Here is a 19,689-nt window from a genome sequence, read left to right on the forward strand (position 1 = left end):
TTAGGATCCTGGTGAATGCTGGGAGTGTAGAAGCCTTGCAATAAATTGAAAACAGCCTTCATGATCGGGAAATATTAGGTCGGCGTCTAGGAGATAACTTTTGGGCAACGTCGTCATTATCGCGAAACAGTATGCCCCAGCTGCTTTTGCAGAGCGAATCCCGAGAGGAGCATTTTCGATCACAAGGCACTGCTCTGGAGGAAAACCTAGTCTCTGGATCGCTTTAGCATAAGGCTCGGGATCGGGTTTGGTGTGTGTGACATCGTTTGAGGTCACTATCACGTGAAAATAATCGCGAACCTCTTTCGGGATTTTAGCCAAAACACGCGAGAGAGAGGCACCTGTGACAAGACCGAGTGCGACTGACCGATTGCTCCAGTCTTGTAGCGCTGGAAGTATGGAAGGAAAAAGCTTACTTGCCGAATGATGAACCATAATTTCATCCTTGCGCCTGGCAATCGACTCAGCGTTTTCAAGCGGAATCCCATGCAAGCGGCATAAAGTTTGGGATACGACGAGACGACCGCTACCTTCTAGAAGGTAGTATTCATTTTGTGAAATTTGCACCCCGTGCTCTGCGAAAGCTTGAGCCCAAGCCTTGTGATTATCAGGCATCGTATCAGCTAGCACCCCATCATAGTCTAAGAGAATGCCCTTTATAGAACGGGGGTATGACATAAGGTTGAAAAAGTAGGAAGAGCTAGACGTGTAGCCCAAGCGTCGAGCTCACTGATCAGAGCGTCCTCAACTGGTATTCCTTCAGTAGAACGTTGTTGAGCATTTCGAATTTCGGGTTCACCCGGAAATAGAATCGATGGGTTTTCGCTTTTTATTTCCTGGCACATTCTATCTACAGTTGAAGCAAAATGGGCAAGGCCGATGAATCGATTGGGATCGATCGCTATGATAAGCGATCCAAGGTATCTGTATTGATCTAGATCGCCATACATTTTAGGTATATGTGGACCAAAGGGCATGCCGTTCAGAGGACCGCAGAGTGCATCAATAACAAACGCCAGAGCATAGCCTTTATGCTCTCCGACCGGTTTTAGGGCGACAATTCGATGAGGGTCAGTGGTCTCTTCACCGTTTTCGTCTACTCCCAGACCTAGGGGCACTGGAGTATTCTCTCTACGAGCATTCATGATGCGGTTCCATGGAACAATGCTTGTAGCAAGATCGAGGCAGACAGGCTCAAGAGGTTCAGGACGAGGCAGCGCAATCGAAATCGGATTTGTTCCGAAAAAAGCTTTTTTTCCACCATGAGGAACGACAAAAGAGTCGGAATGTGTGAAGACAATACCGATGAGACCCTTTTTAGCAATGTCTCTGGAATACAAGCCGATGGCGCCGCAATGGGAAGAATGGAAAATCCCGACGACTCCGGCGCCTACTTCGCGAGCCAGATTAACAGCGTGTCGGGAAGCTTCAAAACAGATAACGATCCCATGCCCATGGTCCCCATTGAATCGCCCAGTGGCAGGTCCCGTGCGTTCAAATTGAAACACAGGCCGTGGATTAATAGAGCGTCGTGTCAAGCGATTAAGGTAGTGAGGTAATCGAGCAATTCCATGTGAATCGATTCCCCAGAGGCTTGTCTGAACGAGCGCTTGGGCAATGATTTTAGCGTGGTCTGGCAAAACCTGTGCCGCTACTAGGGCACGCTCGATCCATGCTTGAATTTGAGAATGAGGAAGCCGCACCATGGGATAAAATTACTCTTTTTCTAGGATTGGGATTAGCATATTTGCCCTGAACTCTTCTCTCGGCAGAAAAGGGAAGAGATCTTCAAGTGGAGGTGAAACCAGTCGGCCGTCGGGTAGTTGTTTGAAGGAGACTTTAGGCACAAGAGGCTGCATGTAGGGCATTTTTACTTCACACACCAGTGGGCCCTTTGAATAAAGCCAATCGGGGGCTTCATGAGGTAGTTGCGCTGAAGAGGAAAAGCATAGGTAGGGCAACCCGTAGGCGTCAGCGATTTTTTGAAAATCTGGACAAGTGACTCCTGTATCTGGACTGGAGGCCGCAAATTGGCCTTGGAAAAGCGCATTCTGAGTGTGACGAATGGTGAGATAACCCTTATTATTTAAGATGACCACTTTCACGGGTAAACGATAATGAGCTATCGCCATTAGCTCTTGAAGATTCATTTGAATGCCGCCATCGCCGGTGAGACAAATCACAATTCGTTGCCGATCCGCAAATGAAGCGCCAACTGCTGATCCTATGCCATATCCCATCGAAGCAAGTCCGCTTGACGTAATGATGCGTTGTCGCTTCCGAATTGTGATGGCTTGATAGGTGCCTGTAAAACTTGTGCCCATGTCTGTTACGACGATTGCATCCTCAGGCATGTGCTGAGAAAGCCAATCGCAGAACGTGTAAGAGTTCAGACCATCTTGGGCTAGAGCATACTCCGGCAAATTTGGCGAATATTTTTGAACCCAATTTTTGCAACGCTGCCTCCAATCCTCAATCTGAGCGGGTGGAGGGGGAATGATTTTTTTTAGCTCTCGAATCGCCAGAGCTGCATCGCATTGGATAAGAAGTTGGAAGTGTTCCTTGAATTTGGAGAGTTCACCCGCATCGATATCGATCATCACTTTATAGGCAGCCCTCGCAAATTCTTTAATTTCATATCCAATCTGGGGAATGGAGAGGCGCGTGCCGATTGTTAAAAGAAAATCAGCATTTTGCAGAGCAAAATTAGCAGCACGTTGCCCATAGATACCTGGTCGCCCGACATAGAGAGGGTGGTCGTTGGGGATGATGTCTGCTGCATTCCACGAACTAACTATGGGAATTTGCCATGATTCGACGAGTTCATGTATCGCTGAAACAGAATGCGCGAGACGAACTCCATTACCAACATATAGAAGCGGGCGATTAGCTGAGCTGAAAGGAGCTTGGATTGCTTTAAATTGGGCTTCTATCGAGGGGTCGAGATGATCTGAGTGTAGCTCTTGCGACAAACTCTCTATGTGGAAATCCATGGAGACAGAAGGCATCTGGCGTGCTTGAATATCCATGGGAACATCAATCCACACAGGTCCAGGACGCCCACTCAGAGCGAGGATTAATGCTTGATAAAGGTGACTTTCGATTTCGTTTTCATGACGTATTTGAACAGCATATTTTGTAAAGGATTTTACGATAGGGATGATATCCACCTCTTGAATCCCTCGCTGTCGCAGAGGAGCGCCGGAAATGGTATCCGTTGATTTAACCTGGCCTGAAATAACAAGAAGCGGAATAGAATCCTGCCATGCACCCATCACACCTGTGATCGCGTTTGTGGCGCCTGGACCAAATGTCACCAGACAGACGCCGATCGATTCTCTTACGCGAGCATAAGCTTCGGCAGACATCGCAGAGGCTTGCTCATGATAATTGCAAACGTATTCAAGGTCAGGGTGTTGACGTATAGCCTCTAAAATATGAAGCATCCCGCCCCCTGACACTGTGAAAACATGACGCACTCCCAACTGGGCTATTACGTTTGCGATGAACTCAGAAACTTTCATCAGGCCCGGCTTCTTATCAGCGAGCTGAGAATTTGGCGAGTCTTTGGTTCTTACTTGTTTTTTACAAGAAAGATGACTAGGGCATTTTTATGCACCCAAGATACATTTCACTAATTACTCCTATCCTAATCGTTGGCGTAGTGCTTGCCTTTTCATGCTGGAAAGTCGTGCCCCCAGGGACGCGTGGAATATCAGTCACTTTGGGCAAAGTAGATCCTGTGCCGCGTGCAGAAGGGTTGACCTTTAAAAAACCTTTTATCGAGGATATTATTTTATTCTCTGTGCGACAAGAAACTGTAAATGGCGTAGCAGATTGTTTCAGTTCCGATCTCCAGACAGTTAAAATTTCTTACTCTGTGTTATTCAGAGTGCCACCTGAAAATGTCGTCAGATTGTATCAAAATTATGCGGGGGATATTTTCAAAAGCTTGATCGATCCGCGCGTGCAAAATTCGATTAAACAGATCACCGCCCTATACAAAGCTGAAGATTTAGTTAAAAACCGAGATAAAGTAAAACAAGACGCTCTCTTACTCGTCCGTGAATCCCTCTCAGGCCTGATTGAGGTGGTGGACATTCCGTTGACGAATATCGCCCTGACAGATGAACTTCAACGCGCCATTGAGCTCAAGCAAGTAATGGAACAACAGGCTTTGGCAAAAGAATACGAACTACAAAAAGCCAAGAAAGAAGCTGAAATTACCATCGTTAATGCCAGAGCTGAAGCAGAAGCGGTGAAAATACGTGGAGAAGCACTGGCCAACAGTCCACGTATAATTGACTTGGAAATCGTAAAGCGCTGGGATGGTAAAGCTCCTTCGACGGTGTCCGTCAGCCAAGGGGGTGCCAATGTGATTTTACCATTAAGGTAATTCGAGTTAATAACTCACAACATGCATGTCCGCCTTGGATTATTTGCCATATATCTTAGTGCTTATTTGGGCTTTGTAATCTTGAATGCCTATTGGCCCCAGACAATGGAGCTTCGGATCGCGTGGGGGATTAACCTCGCCGTGATATACGGGACAAGCCTTATACTCAGCGCGATTCTGTTGGCTATTATTTTCCTTTTTCATCGAGCTGATGATGACGACATGGAAGGCGACTTATGATCTATGAGGCTTCTTGGTTAACGGTTTTTATTTTTGGATTATTTGTTGCATTGGTGCTGGGAATCAGCTTTTATCTCGGCTCGAGAGCACGCTCCTCATCAGGCTATTATGCAGCGCACGGACAAGTGCACTGGTTTGTAAATGGAGTCGCTTTTGCAGGGGATTACCTTTCTGCAGCTTCATTTTTAGGGATATGCGGAATGATCGCATTTTTCGGGTATGATGGTTTCCTTTATTCCATCGGATATTTAGCTGGCTGGATTGTTGCACTGTTTGTGATCGCGGAGCCGCTTAAGAAATTAGGCAAATATACCTTAGCAGACGCGTTAGATCAGCGTTTTCATTCTCAGCAAATCAAAATGACGGCAGCCATTAGCACGCTCGTTGTCAGTGTGTTTTATTTGATTCCGCAAATGGTCGGCGCTGGAGCGCTAATCAAGCCCTTGCTAGGTCTTGAACATTGGCAGGGCGTGATTCTTGTCGGCGCAGTCGTCACCACGATAGTTATCACGGCCGGTATGATTTCGACAACTTGGGTGCAATTTATCAAAGGTGCGCTTTTGGTTCTTTTTTGTGCCTTGATGACGTGCGGCATTCTATATCGTGGCCTTGAGACAAGACCTCCAGTAGGACAAGAGCAGCGTGTCACGATCCTACAGCAAGCAGATGGCTCACGTCGCGTTTTAATTAACGGCATTCAACAGGGACACGGTGAAAATCAAGCCGAGCTTCCGCCAGCTGGACGAGTTATCGCTTTGCCCAACCAAATTTCAAAGACAGGCCCACTCAACCCCATCGATTATCTACGATATTTTCAAGATGCTCAAATCGAAGTTTGGAGAATGGAAAAAAATCGCATCGTTGAAAAAACAGCAGAAGTCACAGCCGTGACGACCATTTATCGTCCAGAAATAAAACCTGGCAGTGAATTACTTGTGCCGGGGGGAACACCGACATTCCAAGGCCTCCGCAGTGAGGATTGGCGTGCCAAAATAGACTTTGTTTCACTGATGCTAGCGCTTTTTGCTGGCACAGCATCGCTGCCACATATTCTCATCCGTTATTACACAGTAAAAAACCAAGCAGCAGTAAGAAAAAGCACAGTCGTTGGGATCATTACCATCGGAGCGTTTTACTTACTCACGCTCTATCTCGGCTTAGGCGCTATGTCTTGTGGAGCGTTGGACATGACAAACTCTAATATGGCAGCACCTCTACTCGCCCGCACTTTCGGCGAATTGCCGTTTGCGCTGATATCGGCTATTGCATTTACGACTGTGCTCGGAACGGTATGCGGCTTAATCCTCGCAGCAAGCGGAGCTGTCGTGCACGATTTAATGTCCAATTATTTTAAGCTCCAACTTAGCGATGAAGGAAAAGTGCGTGCGGGAAAGCTTGCTGCTTTGCTTGTTGGAAGCATCAGTATGTTGCTCGGGATCATCTTCGAGCGAATGAATGTGACGTTCCTCGTAGGTTGGGCGTTCAACATCGCTGCTTCAGCCAATCTTCCTGCACTAGTGATGGTTTTATTCTGGAAAAATACTACGAAACAAGGGGTAGCCGCCTCAATTTTTGTAGGACTAATTTTTTCCCTAGCCTGGGTTTTGTGCAGCAAGGAAGCCTATCAGCACGTTTACGGGTGGGATCCGCAGACGGCCCTCGCTCCATTTAGTCAACCGGCAATCGTCAGTATCCCTCTGGCTTGGACGGTATTGATTGTTGTCTCAAAGCTCACCTCAAAAGCAAAACACCCCGCTAGTTCCCCCGCTGCTTAATCATCCTGCTGTCTTGAGCCTCACCGTATTTTGGCCAAGATGGGGTCGTCTTATGCTCACAGTCTTATTTCTAGGCGATGTCGTGGGTGAACCGGGGCGAGAAGTTATCAAAAAGGCCGTCCCCTTTCTCAAATCCAAATACGAAGCAGACTTCGTTGTCGTAAACGGTGAAAATGCCGCAGGGGGACAAGGCATCACCGGTCGAATCACATACGAAATACTTCGCGCTGGCGTAGATGTCATCACACTCGGCGACCATGTCTGGGATCAAAAAGAAATCATGTCTTTTTTTTCACAAGAACCTCGCCTTTTACGACCACAAAACTTCCCAGCAGGAGCCCCAGGATCAGGCCACATCATTGTATCAGGCAACGGCAAAAAACTCGGCGTCGTATGCGCACTAGGTCGCACATTTATGGCACCCGCCGTTGACAATCCTTTCCTCACTATACCTCCAGTCCTAGAATCTATACGCCAAGAGACACTATGCATCTTGATTGATTTTCACGCCGAGACAACCTCAGAAAAAATCGCCTTTGGCCGCGCCATGGATGGCTTAGCCAGCGTGATTGTCGGCACCCATACCCATGTGCAAACCGCTGACGAAAAAATCTTGCCAGGAGGCACAGCCTACCTCACGGACGCAGGATTTTGTGGTGGTCACGACTCAATTATAGGCAGAGACGTTGAAAGTGTCGTAACAAAGTATCGCACCGCCTTACCTCAAAAATTCCACATCGCATCAGGCCAACCTCAAGCTGATGGATTTTGCGTCCGGATCGACGAAACCACCGGCAAAGCCATATCCTGTGAACGTATCCAACACCCCGTCCATTTCCCATAACCCCCCCATATGCCAGACCCAATCCTCAAAACCAAACCCCAGGCAAATCTCTTCACTCCTGCAGAATCAGAAATCGAGACTGTAACCTCCCTCACCCGCCGCATCCGCAAAGCGCTCACATCCCAAATCGGTTTTGTCAAGGTTAGAGGAGAGATCTCCAACGTTAAACTCTCTGCCGCTGGCCACATTTACTTTTCACTTAAAGATTCTCAAGCACTCATCGCAGCCGTCCTATTTCGCTCAACTTTATCCCTACACCCCTCTTTTCCTGAAGAAGGCACAGAAATCATCGCCTCCGGACAAATAACTGTTTACGAACCACGCGGACAATATCAACTCGTCGTCGAAAAAATCGAAACCATCGGACAAGGCGATCTCCAGAGACGTTTTGAAATCTTAAAACAAAAACTCCTAAACGAAGGCCTATTCGACCCCTCGAAGAAAAAGCCTTTGCCAATTTTCCCCAAGACAATCGCCATCGTCACCTCACATCAAGGTGCTGTCTTGCACGACTTAATACAAGTCTTCTCAAGACGCGCCCCTGGCCTTCACTTGATCGTTTACGATACACGCGTTCAAGGCACAGAAGCCCCACCTGAAATCGTCGCGGCAATCCAAAAAGCCAATGCTGATGCAAAAGCCGACCTCATCATTATCGCCCGAGGAGGTGGCTCTCTTGAAGATCTATGGGCCTTCAACGAAGAAATCGTCGTGCGTGCAATCGCTCAATCCTCCCTACCCACCATCTCAGCCATCGGGCATGAGACAGATTTCACACTAAGCGATTTCGCTGCAGACATCAGAGCCCCCACACCCTCTGCTGCTGCAGAGATCGCTGTCCGCGACTGGCAAGAATGGCGAGACGAAATCCAATCCTTAAAAACACGCCTCCACCGCCACCTCACACACTGCCTCACCCTCCTATCCGCACGCCTCAAACGGTCCACCCAATCTTTTGTTCTCCGATCCCCACGACAACTCCTCCTCCCATGGCTCCAGTCCTATCAGATTGCGACCGACCGTTTCCAACGTGCATCTCAAGAAGTCCTCCAAAAAAAACGGCAAACCTACCTCACCCTCGCAGACAAAATCCACCCTCGTGTCATCCAGACAATCTTCGCACAAAAAAAACAACACTACCACCGACTCCGCGCCATCCTAGAAATTTACAACGTCCAAGCCACCCTCAAACGCGGATTCACCCTCATCCAATCCCCAGACGGCACCTACATCCTGTCCCGCAGCCAGGCCCAAAACAAATCATCCGTCACCATCCACTGGCACGACGGCTCAGCACCAGCCCGCATCTGCGACTAGCCATAAAACCAACCCAAAGACACCCCGCCCATCCCCCACCCCCACCTCAATCACCAAACGACACCCCCAAATCCCGCGCCATCTGCACCATCTGATGATCCACAGGCACTAACTTCAACTGCCCCACCGCCTCCGCAATCGACACATCCCCAATCATATAATTAAGATAACTCACCATCCGCCCAAACTTCCCCTCCCTTATCAACTTCACCGCCGCACACCCAAAACGCGTCCCCAAAATCCGATCAAACGTCGTCGGATTCCCCCCCCGCTGCAAATGCCCCAACACCACTGCCCTCGCCTCCCGCCCCGTATTCTCCTGAATCGCCTCCGCTATCACCTGACTAATCCCCCCCAACCTCGCCTCCCCACACCCTCGCATAGACCTCGTCACATAATCCCCCCCGATCGGCTTCGCCCCCTCCGCCACCACCATCATAATATACTCCGCCCCAGCATCCAACCGATCCCGCACATCCCTAAAAATCTTCTCATACGAAAACGGAATCTCAGGAATCAAAATAATATCCGCCCCACCCGCAATCCCCCCATACAACGCAATCCACCCCGCATACCGCCCCATTGCCTCCACAATCATCACCCTCTTATGGCTCGCAGCCGTAGTCTGCAAGCTATCCAACGCCCGCATCACACACTCCACCGCCGAATCAAAACCAAACGTCATCGCCGTCGCCGAAATATCATTATCAATCGTCTTCGGCACCCCCACAACCGGCACCCCCTCCTCAAACAACTGCTGAGCTGTCGTCAAAGACCCATCCCCACCCACCGCAATCAACGCATCCACCCCCAAATCCCTCAACGTCTGCTTAGCCTCCGCAATCACCTCAGCCGGCACCTTAGCCCTCTCCCCATGCCCCACCTTCGCCACAAAACGCCCCTTATTCGTCGTCCCAATAATCGTCCCCCCCGTGCTCATAATCCGCCGCGTATTCTCAGGCGTCAACACCTTATAACGCACCGGCCGCAACAACCCCTCATACCCATCAATAAACCCTATCGTCTCCCACCCCAAACGATGCGCCGAATACACCGCAGACTGAATCACCGCATTCAACCCAGGACAATCCCCACCACTCGTCAATATACCAATACGCATAGACATACCGCCCTCTCCTAGCAAACAAGCCTCCACACGCAAGCCATCTTCCACCCCACCCACCAAAAATTTTACCCCCACCCCCACCTCACCCCAAGCTTGTCGAAAGCCTCCACCACCCCTATCACTACCCCCGTGAAGAAAATCCTCATATTCACCGCAGGCTTCGGCGAAGGCCACAACACCGCCGCCCGCAACATCCAACACGCCATCGAAACCATCGCCGGCACCGACGCCTCCGCCGACATCCACGACCTCTTCCACACCTGCTACGGCAAATTCAACGACCTCATGCGCCGCCTCTACCTCACCGCCATCAACAAAACCCCACGCCTCTGGCAAACCATCTACGACCTCCTCGACAACACCCCCATCCTCGAAAACAACCTCGCCACCCTCTCCCGCATGAAAGCCTCCCTCGCCAACCTCCTCCGCGAACACCAACCCGACGCCATCGTCTCCACCTACCCCGTCTACAACTACCTCTTCAACGAACTCCGCCAAGAAGGCCACGCCCAAGAAATCACCCAATTCACCATCATCACCGACTCCATCTCCATCAACTCCCTCTGGTATCGCACCCCAAGCGACTACTTCCTCGTCCCCAACCAACAAACCGCCGACATCCTCCTCCGACAACACATCCCCCCACACCAAATCCAAAACCTCGGCTTCCCCGTCCCCATCGAATTCGCCGACCCCCACCGCTTCCCCCCACTCCCCGACCTCACCCAACAAAACCCCCCACACCCACGCATCCTCTACATCATCAACTCCGGCAAATCCAAAGCCCCACGCATCGTCAAAGAACTCCTCGAAAACCACACCTGGCACCTCACCATCGCCGTCGGCAAAGACCACCGCCTCCGCGAAACCATCCTCCACATCATCGATAAACTCCACGCCACCCACCGCGCAGACGTCCTCGGCTGGACAGACCAAATGCCACGCCTCCTCAAAACCCACCACTTCGTCGTCACCAAAGCCGGCGGCGCCACCATCCAAGAAGCCATCGCCGCCGCCTGCCCCATCATCATCAACCAAATCGTCCCAGGCCAAGAAGAAGGCAACTACGACCTCATCCGCCACCTCCAAGGCGGCATCCTCGCAGAAAAACCCTCCGACGTCGCCCGCCACATCACCCACGCCCTCCAACACAACGCCGCCCTCTGGAGCTACTGGCGCTCCAACCTCCAAAAAGCCGCACGCCCAGACGCCGCCCTCCGCATCGCCGAATTCATCCTCTCCCACACCCCCTCCTCACCCCACCCTCACCCCACACCCCCCCCTACCCCTCCCCCCCACATCTCCACCCCCACCACCCACCCCTCCATCCTCCTCTGCGACTTCCACACCCACACCACCTACTCCGACGGCAAACTCACCATCCGCGAACTCGTCGACTTCTACGGCCAACGCCGCTTCGACTGCCTCGCCATCACCGACCACCTCTGCGACCCACGCCGCCTCATCGGCAAACTCTGCAACCTCACCGGCCTCGTCCTCCCCCCACACCAAATCCAAGACTACTTCGACACCATCGAAAAAGAAAAAAAACGCGCCTGGCAAAAATACTCCATGATCCTCCTCACCGGCATCGAATTCAACAAAGACGGCCTCACCCCCAAACAATCCGCTCACCTCCTCGGCCTCGACCTCACCCACCCCATCGACCCCTCCCTCTCCCTCAAAGACACCATCCACGCCATCCACGCCCAAGGCGCCCTCGCCGTCGCCTCCCACCCACACGAATTCCAATCCACCTGGGGCCGCAACACCCTCTACCTCTGGGAACACCTCGACGAATTCATCCCCCTCATCGACGCCTGGGAAATCGCCAACCGCGACGACCTCTACACCCCCATCGGCCTCAAACGCCTCCCCTTCCTCGCCAACAGCGACTTCCACAAACCCAAACACATCCACTCCTGGAAAACCCTCCTCTACTGCGAAAAACACCCCGAAGCCATCAAACAATGCATCCGCGAAAACCTCAACATCGCCATCACCCTCTACCGCGGCCACCGCTTCACCCACCCCATCCCCCACCCCTTCCCCCCTTACACCCCACCCCCCACCACCCCCACCACCCCCACCACCCCACTCCCCCACCTCACCTACGCCTAAAAACATGATCTCCCCACGCCACCACCTCACCCAATGGCTCACCCAAGCCCTCCCCACCCTCCACCTCCACCACCTCCCCCCCACTCCCATCCAACCCTGCCCACACCCCGCCCACGGCGACTACCAAACCAACCTCGCCCTCACCCACGCCAAAACCCTCTCCACCACCCCCACCTCCCTCGCCCACACCCTCATCCAAGCCCTACCCCCTCACCCCCTCTTCGAAACCCCACAAATCGCCGGCCCAGGCTTCATCAACTTCCGCCTCACCCCACACGGCATCCTCCACCTCCTCAACACCCACCACCACGACCCACGCCTCGGCATCCCCACCACCCCACACCCACGCCACATCATCATCGACTTCAGCAGCCCCAACGTCGCCAAAGAAATGCACATCGGCCACATCCGCAGCACCCTCCTCGGCGACGTCCTCGCACGCATCCTCACCTTCACCGGCCACCGCGTCACCCGCATCAACCACCTCGGCGACTGGGGCACCCAATTCGGCAAAATCCTCCTCGCCTACAAACGCTACGGCTCCCCACTCGCCCTCGAACAAAACCCCATCCCCCACCTCGAATCCCTCTACCAACGCATCACCCAAGAAGAAAAAACCGACCCCACCACCGCACAAGCCGCTCGCGACGAACTCGTCCGCCTCCAACGCGGCGACCCAGAAAACCTCGCCCTCTGGAAAACCTTCTGCCAACACACCCTCCGCACCCTCTTCCCCCTCTACGACCGCCTCGACATCCACTTCCACTTCATCCTCGGCGAAAGCTTCTACCACCCCTGGCTCCACGACACCGTCCAAGACCTCCTCTCCCTCGGCATCGCACGCCCAAGCCAAGGCGCCATCGCCATCTTCTTCGACGACGACCCCGACCTCCGCCACACCCCCATGCTCATCCAAAAAACCGACGAAGGCTACCTCTACGCCACCACCGACCTCGCCGCACTCCGCTACCGCATCCTCACCCTCCACGCCGACGAAATCCTCTACGTCACCGACGGCCGCCAACAACGCCACTTCCGCCAACTCTTCGCCGTCGCCCGACGCTGGCTCCCCTCCCACCCCGTCACCCTCCGCCACATCTGGTTCGGCACCATCCTCGGCCCAGACAAAAAACCCCTCAAAACCCGCGAAGGCACCCCCATCAAACTCCGCGACCTCCTCGACGAAGCCGAAACCCGCGCCCTCTCCCTCATCCGCCAAAAACGCCCCGACCTCCCACCCGACCAACACACCCACATCGCCCGCACCATCGGCATCAGCGCCCTCAAATACGCCGACCTCGCCCAAAACCGCAACCTCGACTACATCTTCGACTGGGACCGCCTCCTCGCCCTCGACGGCAACACCGCCCCCTACCTCCTCAACGCCTACGTCCGCATCGCCTCCATCTTCCGCAAAGCCCACCTCACCCCACAACGCACCCCCATCCCCACCCTCCAACACCCCCTCGAAATCGCCCTCGCCAAAAAAATCCTCGCCTACGCAGACGCCCTCGACGACACCCTCCACGACTACCGCCCACACCTCCTCTGCACCTACCTCTACGAACTCGCCACCCTCTTCCACCAATACTACGAACACTGCCCCATCCTCAAAACCGAAGGCGACACCCGCACCACCCGCCTCTCCCTCTGCGCCTGGACCCGCGACACCCTCGCCCACGGCCTCTCCCTCCTCGGCATCCCCACCCTCGAAGAAATGTAACCCACAGACCCCCAACATCAATCAAACCCCAAAATCCCACACCACCCCCCCTTGAAGTGCGGTGTCAAGCGAGGCTTTTGCCTCGCGCGACACCGCTCTCCTTTGCACTGCGGTGGCAAGCAAGGCTCTGCCTTGTGCCACGCCGCTTTTAATATCAAGTCAAAATCCTCCAATGCCGCATCAGAATCTTCCAATACTGCGCCAGAATCCTCCAATGCCGCATCAGAATCTTCCAATACCGCCTCAGAAACTTCCAATACCGCCTCAGAAACTTCCAATACCGCGCCAGAATCTTCCAATACCGCCCCAGAAACTTCCAATGCCGCCCCAGAAACTTCCAATGCCGCATCAGAATCTTCCAAGACCGCCTCAGAAACTTCCAATACCGCGCCAGAATCTTCCAATATTGCCCCAGAAACTTCCAATACTGCGTCAGAAACTTCCAATATCGCCTCCACAATCCTCAAGACCGCCTCAGCGCCCTTTCATCTGCCTTCACACACCCTCACAAAACCGACTTTTTACTATTTCAAACATAAAATCCCACCATTCCCCAATCCAGCAAACCCCTGAAGGGCCCGGTTCCCCCCGCGCCATCGGGGATTGGATCCGCGGACGCCGTGAAAGGCGTCCCTCCACTTGAAATGGAGGGCGCCGTTCCACCGGCGCCATGCGGGATTTCATTCGCGGACGCCGTGAAAGGCGTCCCTCCACAGGTCGGGGTGGAACCCGACCCTCCAGATGCTGAAAACGCCGGGTATTGGCCGGGCCGACAGCTCATCTCCCGCCCTCCTCCACGATCCAGATTTTATCCCCAGTCAGACCGCCTCCCGCTCCTCAGCCGTCAACCTCAACTCCTCAAACACCACGGAGTTTGCGATGAGATGCTTTTGTATGTTCACCAACTTGCCGGTTTGGAAAACGTTCCTTTGGCATCGGTCAACTGGGTCGGGAACTGAATGCAGCAAGGACGCCATCACGGATGTGCTTGTTGAACGTGGCTTGCGCGGCAAGCACACGGCATGGGCGTTTTTGCGGATTCAGCACGCCGACCGGCAACTTCAGTTCGTTCATCACCACCTGCACTGGCGCGAGGAGGTCAGAGTCACCGCTGATGATCACCGCGCACTCAAACCGCCGGTTGTAGGCGTCGCTCAACAATTGCGTCGCCAAATTCACGTCCGAGCCTTTTTCGTCGGTCTTGATTACCCACACAAAAGCTGTCTGACCGGGCTGCGGATCAGCCAGCCGCATCTGCACCGGGTGTGTAAGGAAATGGCCGTAGAAAATTTCCAGATTGGGGATCGTTTGCAATGCGCGCAGATAGGTTTGTTGTCGGCGTGACGCCTCGGGGTCATGGGCGCGCGAACTGATTCGGGCAGTGAAATATTTGATCCGCTCGATGCGATGTTGTGGCAGCATCAATGCGCATAGCCGGGCGATGTTCAGCCACTTGTAAGCAGTGCCCTTGACGCAGCCGTAATAGAGGTTGAACGCATCCACGTAAACGAACGTTTTCATCAGCACCCAACCCGCAAAAAACAGGGGTTGCGTTTTGCAACGCAGCCCCGCGCCTTCGCTGTCAAAACGGGGAAGATTATCAATGTCATCGTTAACGATATCGGATAAAGTGTCAAACCTTCTCCTCAAGCGACATTGTCCATTTTTCATCTCGCACGTCACCCAAGCTTTTTTGAGCCAAGCTCAGACAATCGAAAAACGTCTCGACAAAATGCCTCCCAATCCCTTGCCATCACATTCCGCGCATGAGCTCCGACTCAAGCACTGTGACCATTGCCCCCGCTTCTTCCCGCAAGACTCTCAGGAATCAACACTCCGTAATTCCCCTGCTAAGTCGCTACTAAAAACGTCTCTCCATCCTTCCCGCCGGGTTTTCTCTCTTCAACATGTGATTGAGATTTTCCACTAACTCATCGTCCAAAAGGATAGCCAATTCAGGCCCTCACAAACCGACGTCTGCCAGTGTGCTCTTACCGCGCCTCACAGAAAATCCAACCCTGAAGACTCCCTCTCCGACGACTCCGGAGGAGCAGACTGAACTGACGCATGCTCAAAACGTTGTATCGTCAATCCTCGCTCCGCCTCCATCCGCTTCAAATCGGCCAATAACGGTATACTATCCCCAACCACAGTACTCATATACACCCAGCGCGTAGCTCGCGTAACAGCTACAAATAACAAACGCCGCTGTCGTGCATCCGTTGTGCGCGGAAAAGATTCTGCCACCAGCCGCGGCAACAGCACCGAGTCAAACGTCAATCCCTTCGCACTGTGATATGTGATCAACTTCGGCCGACTCGACCCAAAATCCAGATTTTCCTGCGTCTCAACTTCAATTCCCGCCGCTGCCAACCCCTTTGCAAAACCAAACACCTGCCGCCGAAGCGGAAACAGCACCGCCACCCTCTGGTCTGTGAGCAGACGCTGACGAAGCACTTCAGTGAGCCGGCGTTTCTCGTCTTGAAACGATGCTGCCTCATAGAGCAACGGCAGTTCTCGTTCCCTCTGCTCCGTGCGCACCTGTCGAAGATACTGTTCGCGTTCTGCAGCTTCCTGCAGAAATTGCGCCGCCAAGCGAGCCACAAAGGGCGAGCATCGATATGCATCCAAAAGCGTCATGTTGCGCCGACGTAGCCCTAAAGCATTAAGGATCTCTGTCTCGCAGCAGCCGCGCTCGTAAATTTGTTGCTTATGGTCCAGGCACACCGTCACGTGCCCAGCTATCCGCCGCAACATATCGAAGTTAGCAGACTCAAGGTCTTGCCCTTCGTCCACCAACACAAAATCGTATAGCGGTAATCGAACTGTGCCGCTTGCTATTCTCTGCGCGACAGCCGTCCGAATCGCCTCAAAATCCGGTCGCTTAGCTACCGCATCCCACGGCACCCGTGAGTTGATATGGCGCTCATAAAAACCCTTGCACCAGTCGTCAAAAGTACTCACAACCTGTTCCGGCAACCCAAGCAACTCAAGAGCTGAGCGAAGATAATTCTTAAGCACACCCGTAAAAACCAAAATCCGAAAACGCCCATCTGTCGATCCTAGCCGGCGTCGCAACTCCACCGCTCGATGCAGCAATATCTGCGTTTTGCCCGAGCCCGGCGCACCGAATATCACTTGATGCTCAGTATGCGGCAAATCAATCGCACGAAGTTGTTCAAGCGTCAATTCATTCCGAGGAATTAGCCATGTGCTCATATCTTCCGAAGTGCAGGAGCAATCTCCGGCAGCAAACCACCAGACTCAACATCTCTCCCTTTGCCTGCCCGCTTACGACGACGCTGCTCAGCCGTGGCCTCCTCTAGAAGCGCAGCATCAGATTGCATCTGCGCAGCAGTCTGCAACCAGCCCAGTTCCCAATCGCTCAGTGCCCTCACCGGTCCATACCGCTTCAATGCCTCTGCTAGCGCCTGATTGGCTTCCTGGCGATTGCCCCGCTTCTCCAGTATTTGCGCCAATAACACAAAATAGGGCGGGTCCTCCTCCACGGCAAGCGCCTCGCGGATGGTCGCCTCCGCTGCCTCTAACAAGCCACGCTTCCACTGCGACAGCGCTAAATTGAATAAAGACCCAGCCCAATCCGGCTTAGCCTGAAACGCCTCCCGATAAGTCTTCTCTTGACGCTCCCAATCTTTCTTTTCACCATACCGTATCCCAAGCGAATTCAGCAAACTCGCATCTGGCCGGCCCTTCCGTCGCAAAGCTTGCACTAGATAATCGATCGCCTTGTCAAGCTGCCCTAGCTCAGCATAATCGTCAGACAACTTTCTTAACGTATCCACAATCTCCTCCTCCGCCACTTTACCCGTGCGCAAGTTCTCCTCCACCTCCTCAATACGCTGTCGAGTCGCGTGAGGATTCACTACCAACGTTAACGGATGTTCCACTGTGCATGCAAATGGCTCTGTCTCTGGCTGATCGCGAAGGGTTAACTCCAAATGCAAGCATTGGTTGGCATCCATTCGCACGCCCAGACGCAACGGAGTGCCACGATTCACCGGTGCACGAATCTGCCACGTCGCTGCAAACACCGGTCGCGCATCACTCCCAGCGACAAGCTCCACCCGCAGCGGCACCGTGCCCACCAGCGCCGTCTGCGGCACCACAAGCTCAAAATGCTCAGCACTTCGGTCAGGACTAGGAAATGGCAACGTCGCACCCTTCGGCACCAACTCCAGCATCCCCGAAGCCACCCGCAACGCGATCGCATCTTGCGCCACCGGCTGCACAAGCCCTCGCCCATAAAGCGCTAACGCCAACGCATGGTACGCTGCCCCACGAGCAACCGCCACCTGTGTCGCATCCCGATCTTCGTATATCAAAAGACGCCCAGATCGCAGATAAGACCGTACCGCCTCCTGCACCTGTGGAATTAAACTGCTCCCCCCCACCATCAGACAAAAATCCACATCTGCTGCCTGCAATCCAGCCCGCTCAAGCGCATCAGACAGCGGAGCAAAAATTGAGCACGTCATGTGATACTCCGTCTCCCGAGCGTACAGCAAATCCCTATCCAAAAATGGCTTGAGCAATTCCTCAAAACGCGCTGCTGTTAGCCGCGGTGAACGCAACGTCAACGTCGGATATCCAGGACACGGACACGACCACGACCCCGGATGCGTCTTGACTATCTCAGTCTTATCGGCATCCGCATAACGACCAAAACTCTGCAACCGCGCAATCTCGATACACAACCCCACTTTCAGCGACTCAGCTATCCCTAGCAGAGCTGGTTCTAAATGTCGCTTGCGCTGGTCAAAATCTAGGCTCTCCACCTTGAGACCATTTTGCTCGGCAACCTGCGGAATAAGTTCCTCATGGACAATCGCAGCATCAATATCACCCCCACCAAGCCGATGATAACGCGACACCGCCAGCGGCGCTATCTCCAGCTGCCCACTTCTCTTACTTAAATCCAAGCGAAACACTGCCACATCGCACGTGCCCCCTCCAAAGTCGAAGACAACCACATTCTGCGTACCACGCAAATCCGCCAGCAAAGCTTCCCGATGCGTTACCAAATAATCGATAAAGGCTGCCACCGGCTCATCCAAAAGATCCCCAGCCTGCAAGTTCATCCCGGCCATCTCTGCAGCGCGAAACGTATCGTGGCGTTGCGCCAGTTGAAACGACGCCGGCACCGTAACAACCGTGCGAGCCACTGACACCTCATGGGCCGTCTCCGCAGCAGCTTTGAGAAAGCTCAACACTCTCCCCCCAATTTCCGCCGCACTGCGAAAGCCAGGCGGAGCCAGATGATACGTCCGCCGCGCGCCTATCTCATTTTTGCACTCATAAAAAATATCTCTGTTTCGGCGCAACCGAGGATTTGCACGCAACCGTTTTGCCCCCTCGCCCACCCAAACCTGCCCCCCATGCAACGCCACCACCGACGGCACGAGCACATGGATGTAGGGCCCTGTATCTGTCGGCTGTTCAATTTCCAAACATCGTGCAACCGGCGGCTGGTTTTGATCCCGGCACCATATCACTTCAGCCACTGTAGAATTAGTCGTCCCCAAGTCTATCCCCAAAACTCGAACTGGCAATGGCACCGTCTGCGGTATCCCATCCAGCCGGCTCAGTATCAAAGCAGTGACCTGATCCGATGACATTTAGATAATCTTGTTCGCAAAAACTTTTACCCAACTGTCCGCAAGATGCCAAGCCATATGAGCACGTTCCAAGCCTCCATCACCAAACTTTCCCCTCGACTTGCCTCACCCACGGATAAAACCCAACAGCTCCCACCACCCTCTAGACTCCGCCGACCCGTCGGCGCTTTCCAAAGCGGCAGTCCGCTGCCGCACTCCATATTGATAAACCTCGACTCAGCACCTCGATTAAGCCGCCTGTTCATCCACCAGCCTCCCCCACTACCTTGATTTCCTTAGGCGTTGCCAATTTGCCCGTATTACCAGCTATGAACAAGTCATAGACCGATTGGGCAAAGTCCTCGCTGCGCTTTTTGCAGCGGCAATAGGCGATTAGGGTGGCGGTAACGAACACCAGCACCCACAGCGCGAACGTCAGCCAGTGGGCGGGCCGGCACCACAGTGCCCACGCGAAGCCGACAAGGGAAACGAGCGCGAGCAGGCCGAACATCGTCAGCAGGACGCGGAACAG

17 protein-coding genes are annotated in these 19,689 nt (G+C 53.5%); 8 read left to right on the forward strand and 9 right to left on the reverse strand.

The window, feature by feature from the left end; all coding sequences use genetic code 11:
- Genes NZM04_04645 through NZM04_04655 form a run of 3 tightly spaced genes read right to left on the reverse strand, consistent with a single transcriptional unit; the run spans position 1 to position 3,524 of the window.
- On the reverse strand, positions 1–678 hold the full coding sequence (locus NZM04_04645) for an HAD family phosphatase (protein ID MCS7063323.1): 678 nt from the start codon (positions 676–678) through the stop codon (positions 1–3).
- Positions 657–1,706: an Ldh family oxidoreductase gene (locus tag NZM04_04650; protein MCS7063324.1), complete on the reverse strand. Its 1,050-nt coding sequence runs from the start codon at positions 1,704–1,706 to the stop codon at positions 657–659. The genes NZM04_04645 and NZM04_04650 overlap by 22 nt, the downstream gene beginning before the upstream one ends.
- A gap of 9 nt (positions 1,707–1,715) precedes the next feature.
- Positions 1,716–3,524: a thiamine pyrophosphate-binding protein gene (locus NZM04_04655; protein MCS7063325.1), complete on the reverse strand. Its 1,809-nt coding sequence runs from the start codon at positions 3,522–3,524 to the stop codon at positions 1,716–1,718.
- 89 nt (positions 3,525–3,613) lie between these two features.
- Between NZM04_04655 and NZM04_04660 the strand changes: the two genes are divergently transcribed.
- The 4 genes from NZM04_04660 (at position 3,614) to xseA (ending at position 8,572) form a co-directional block, all read left to right on the forward strand.
- On the forward strand, positions 3,614–4,396 hold the full coding sequence (locus NZM04_04660; GenBank protein ID MCS7063326.1) for a prohibitin family protein: 783 nt from the start codon (positions 3,614–3,616) through the stop codon (positions 4,394–4,396).
- Positions 4,397–4,632: 236 nt separating this feature from the next.
- Positions 4,633–6,411: a cation acetate symporter gene (locus tag NZM04_04665; GenBank protein MCS7063327.1), complete on the forward strand. Its 1,779-nt coding sequence runs from the start codon at positions 4,633–4,635 to the stop codon at positions 6,409–6,411.
- Positions 6,412–6,463: 52 nt separating this feature from the next.
- Positions 6,464–7,255: a TIGR00282 family metallophosphoesterase gene (locus NZM04_04670; protein ID MCS7063328.1), complete on the forward strand. Its 792-nt coding sequence runs from the start codon at positions 6,464–6,466 to the stop codon at positions 7,253–7,255.
- A 9-nt stretch (positions 7,256–7,264) separates the two neighbouring features.
- Positions 7,265–8,572: an exodeoxyribonuclease VII large subunit gene (gene xseA, locus NZM04_04675; protein MCS7063329.1), complete on the forward strand. Its 1,308-nt coding sequence runs from the start codon at positions 7,265–7,267 to the stop codon at positions 8,570–8,572.
- A 46-nt stretch (positions 8,573–8,618) separates the two neighbouring features.
- Here xseA and NZM04_04680 read toward each other — a convergent pair whose 3' ends face one another.
- Complete coding sequence (locus NZM04_04680) at positions 8,619–9,899, reverse strand: ATP-dependent 6-phosphofructokinase (protein MCS7063330.1); 1,281 nt, start codon at positions 9,897–9,899, stop codon at positions 8,619–8,621.
- On the opposite strand from NZM04_04680, the gene NZM04_04685 reads away from it, so the two are divergent.
- The gene (locus NZM04_04685; protein ID MCS7063331.1) at positions 9,828–11,819 is read left to right on the forward strand and encodes a PHP domain-containing protein; all 1,992 of its coding nucleotides are present in this window, start codon (positions 9,828–9,830) and stop codon (positions 11,817–11,819) included. The two genes, NZM04_04680 and NZM04_04685, sit on opposite strands and share 72 nt — an antisense overlap.
- Before the next feature lie 4 nt (positions 11,820–11,823).
- Entirely contained in the window at positions 11,824–13,542 is a 1,719-nt protein-coding gene (gene argS / locus NZM04_04690; protein MCS7063332.1) for an arginine--tRNA ligase, read from the forward strand.
- Positions 13,543–13,559: 17 nt separating this feature from the next.
- On the opposite strand, the gene NZM04_04695 is transcribed toward argS, so the two are convergent.
- Complete coding sequence (locus NZM04_04695; GenBank protein MCS7063333.1) at positions 13,560–14,000, reverse strand: hypothetical protein; 441 nt, start codon at positions 13,998–14,000, stop codon at positions 13,560–13,562.
- 162 nt (positions 14,001–14,162) lie between these two features.
- On the opposite strand from NZM04_04695, the gene NZM04_04700 reads away from it, so the two are divergent.
- Positions 14,163–14,501, forward strand: coding sequence for a hypothetical protein (locus tag NZM04_04700; protein MCS7063334.1), 339 nt, complete (start codon positions 14,163–14,165; stop codon positions 14,499–14,501).
- Here the strand turns inward: NZM04_04700 and NZM04_04705 are convergent.
- The 3 genes from NZM04_04705 to NZM04_04715 form a co-directional block, all read right to left on the reverse strand.
- Complete coding sequence (locus NZM04_04705) at positions 14,482–15,213, reverse strand: NYN domain-containing protein (protein MCS7063335.1); 732 nt, start codon at positions 15,211–15,213, stop codon at positions 14,482–14,484. The genes NZM04_04700 and NZM04_04705 overlap by 20 nt on opposite strands.
- Before the next feature lie 330 nt (positions 15,214–15,543).
- Positions 15,544–16,761: an AAA family ATPase gene (locus NZM04_04710; GenBank protein MCS7063336.1), complete on the reverse strand. Its 1,218-nt coding sequence runs from the start codon at positions 16,759–16,761 to the stop codon at positions 15,544–15,546.
- Complete coding sequence (locus NZM04_04715; GenBank protein MCS7063337.1) at positions 16,758–19,178, reverse strand: Hsp70 family protein; 2,421 nt, start codon at positions 19,176–19,178, stop codon at positions 16,758–16,760. Before NZM04_04715 ends, NZM04_04710 begins: the two co-directional genes overlap by 4 nt.
- 57 nt (positions 19,179–19,235) lie before the next feature.
- On the opposite strand from NZM04_04715, the gene NZM04_04720 reads away from it, so the two are divergent.
- Positions 19,236–19,448, forward strand: a complete 213-nt coding sequence (locus NZM04_04720) for a hypothetical protein (GenBank protein MCS7063338.1) — start codon at positions 19,236–19,238, stop codon at positions 19,446–19,448.
- Here NZM04_04720 and NZM04_04725 read toward each other — a convergent pair.
- Positions 19,420–19,689: hypothetical protein (locus NZM04_04725; protein MCS7063339.1), on the reverse strand; the 270-nt coding region annotated here is incomplete at its 5' end. The genes NZM04_04720 and NZM04_04725 overlap by 29 nt on opposite strands.

It is taken from the genome of Candidatus Methylacidiphilales bacterium, from assembly GCA_025056655.1.
Taxonomy (GTDB): domain Bacteria; phylum Verrucomicrobiota; class Verrucomicrobiia; order Methylacidiphilales; family JANWVL01; genus JANWVL01.

What these genes read in the sequence shown, in the direction of transcription:
- NZM04_04705 (MCS7063335.1), bottom strand. Translation starts at nt 15,213, where the DNA reads ATGAAAAATGGACAATGTCGCTTGAGGAGAAGGTTTGACACTTTATCC.
- argS (MCS7063332.1), top strand. Translation starts at nt 11,824, where the DNA reads ATGATCTCCCCACGCCACCACCTCACCCAATGGCTCACCCAAGCCCTC.
- NZM04_04650 (MCS7063324.1), bottom strand. Translation starts at nt 1,706, where the DNA reads ATGGTGCGGCTTCCTCATTCTCAAATTCAAGCATGGATCGAGCGTGCC.
- NZM04_04670 (MCS7063328.1), top strand. Translation starts at nt 6,464, where the DNA reads ATGCTCACAGTCTTATTTCTAGGCGATGTCGTGGGTGAACCGGGGCGA.
- NZM04_04645 (MCS7063323.1), bottom strand. Translation starts at nt 678, where the DNA reads ATGTCATACCCCCGTTCTATAAAGGGCATTCTCTTAGACTATGATGGG.
- NZM04_04715 (MCS7063337.1), bottom strand. Translation starts at nt 19,178, where the DNA reads ATGTCATCGGATCAGGTCACTGCTTTGATACTGAGCCGGCTGGATGGG.
- NZM04_04665 (MCS7063327.1), top strand. Translation starts at nt 4,633, where the DNA reads ATGATCTATGAGGCTTCTTGGTTAACGGTTTTTATTTTTGGATTATTT.
- NZM04_04660 (MCS7063326.1), top strand. Translation starts at nt 3,614, where the DNA reads ATGCACCCAAGATACATTTCACTAATTACTCCTATCCTAATCGTTGGC.
- NZM04_04655 (MCS7063325.1), bottom strand. Translation starts at nt 3,524, where the DNA reads ATGAAAGTTTCTGAGTTCATCGCAAACGTAATAGCCCAGTTGGGAGTG.
- NZM04_04710 (MCS7063336.1), bottom strand. Translation starts at nt 16,761, where the DNA reads ATGAGCACATGGCTAATTCCTCGGAATGAATTGACGCTTGAACAACTT.
- xseA (MCS7063329.1), top strand. Translation starts at nt 7,265, where the DNA reads ATGCCAGACCCAATCCTCAAAACCAAACCCCAGGCAAATCTCTTCACT.
- NZM04_04720 (MCS7063338.1), top strand. Translation starts at nt 19,236, where the DNA reads ATGAGCACGTTCCAAGCCTCCATCACCAAACTTTCCCCTCGACTTGCC.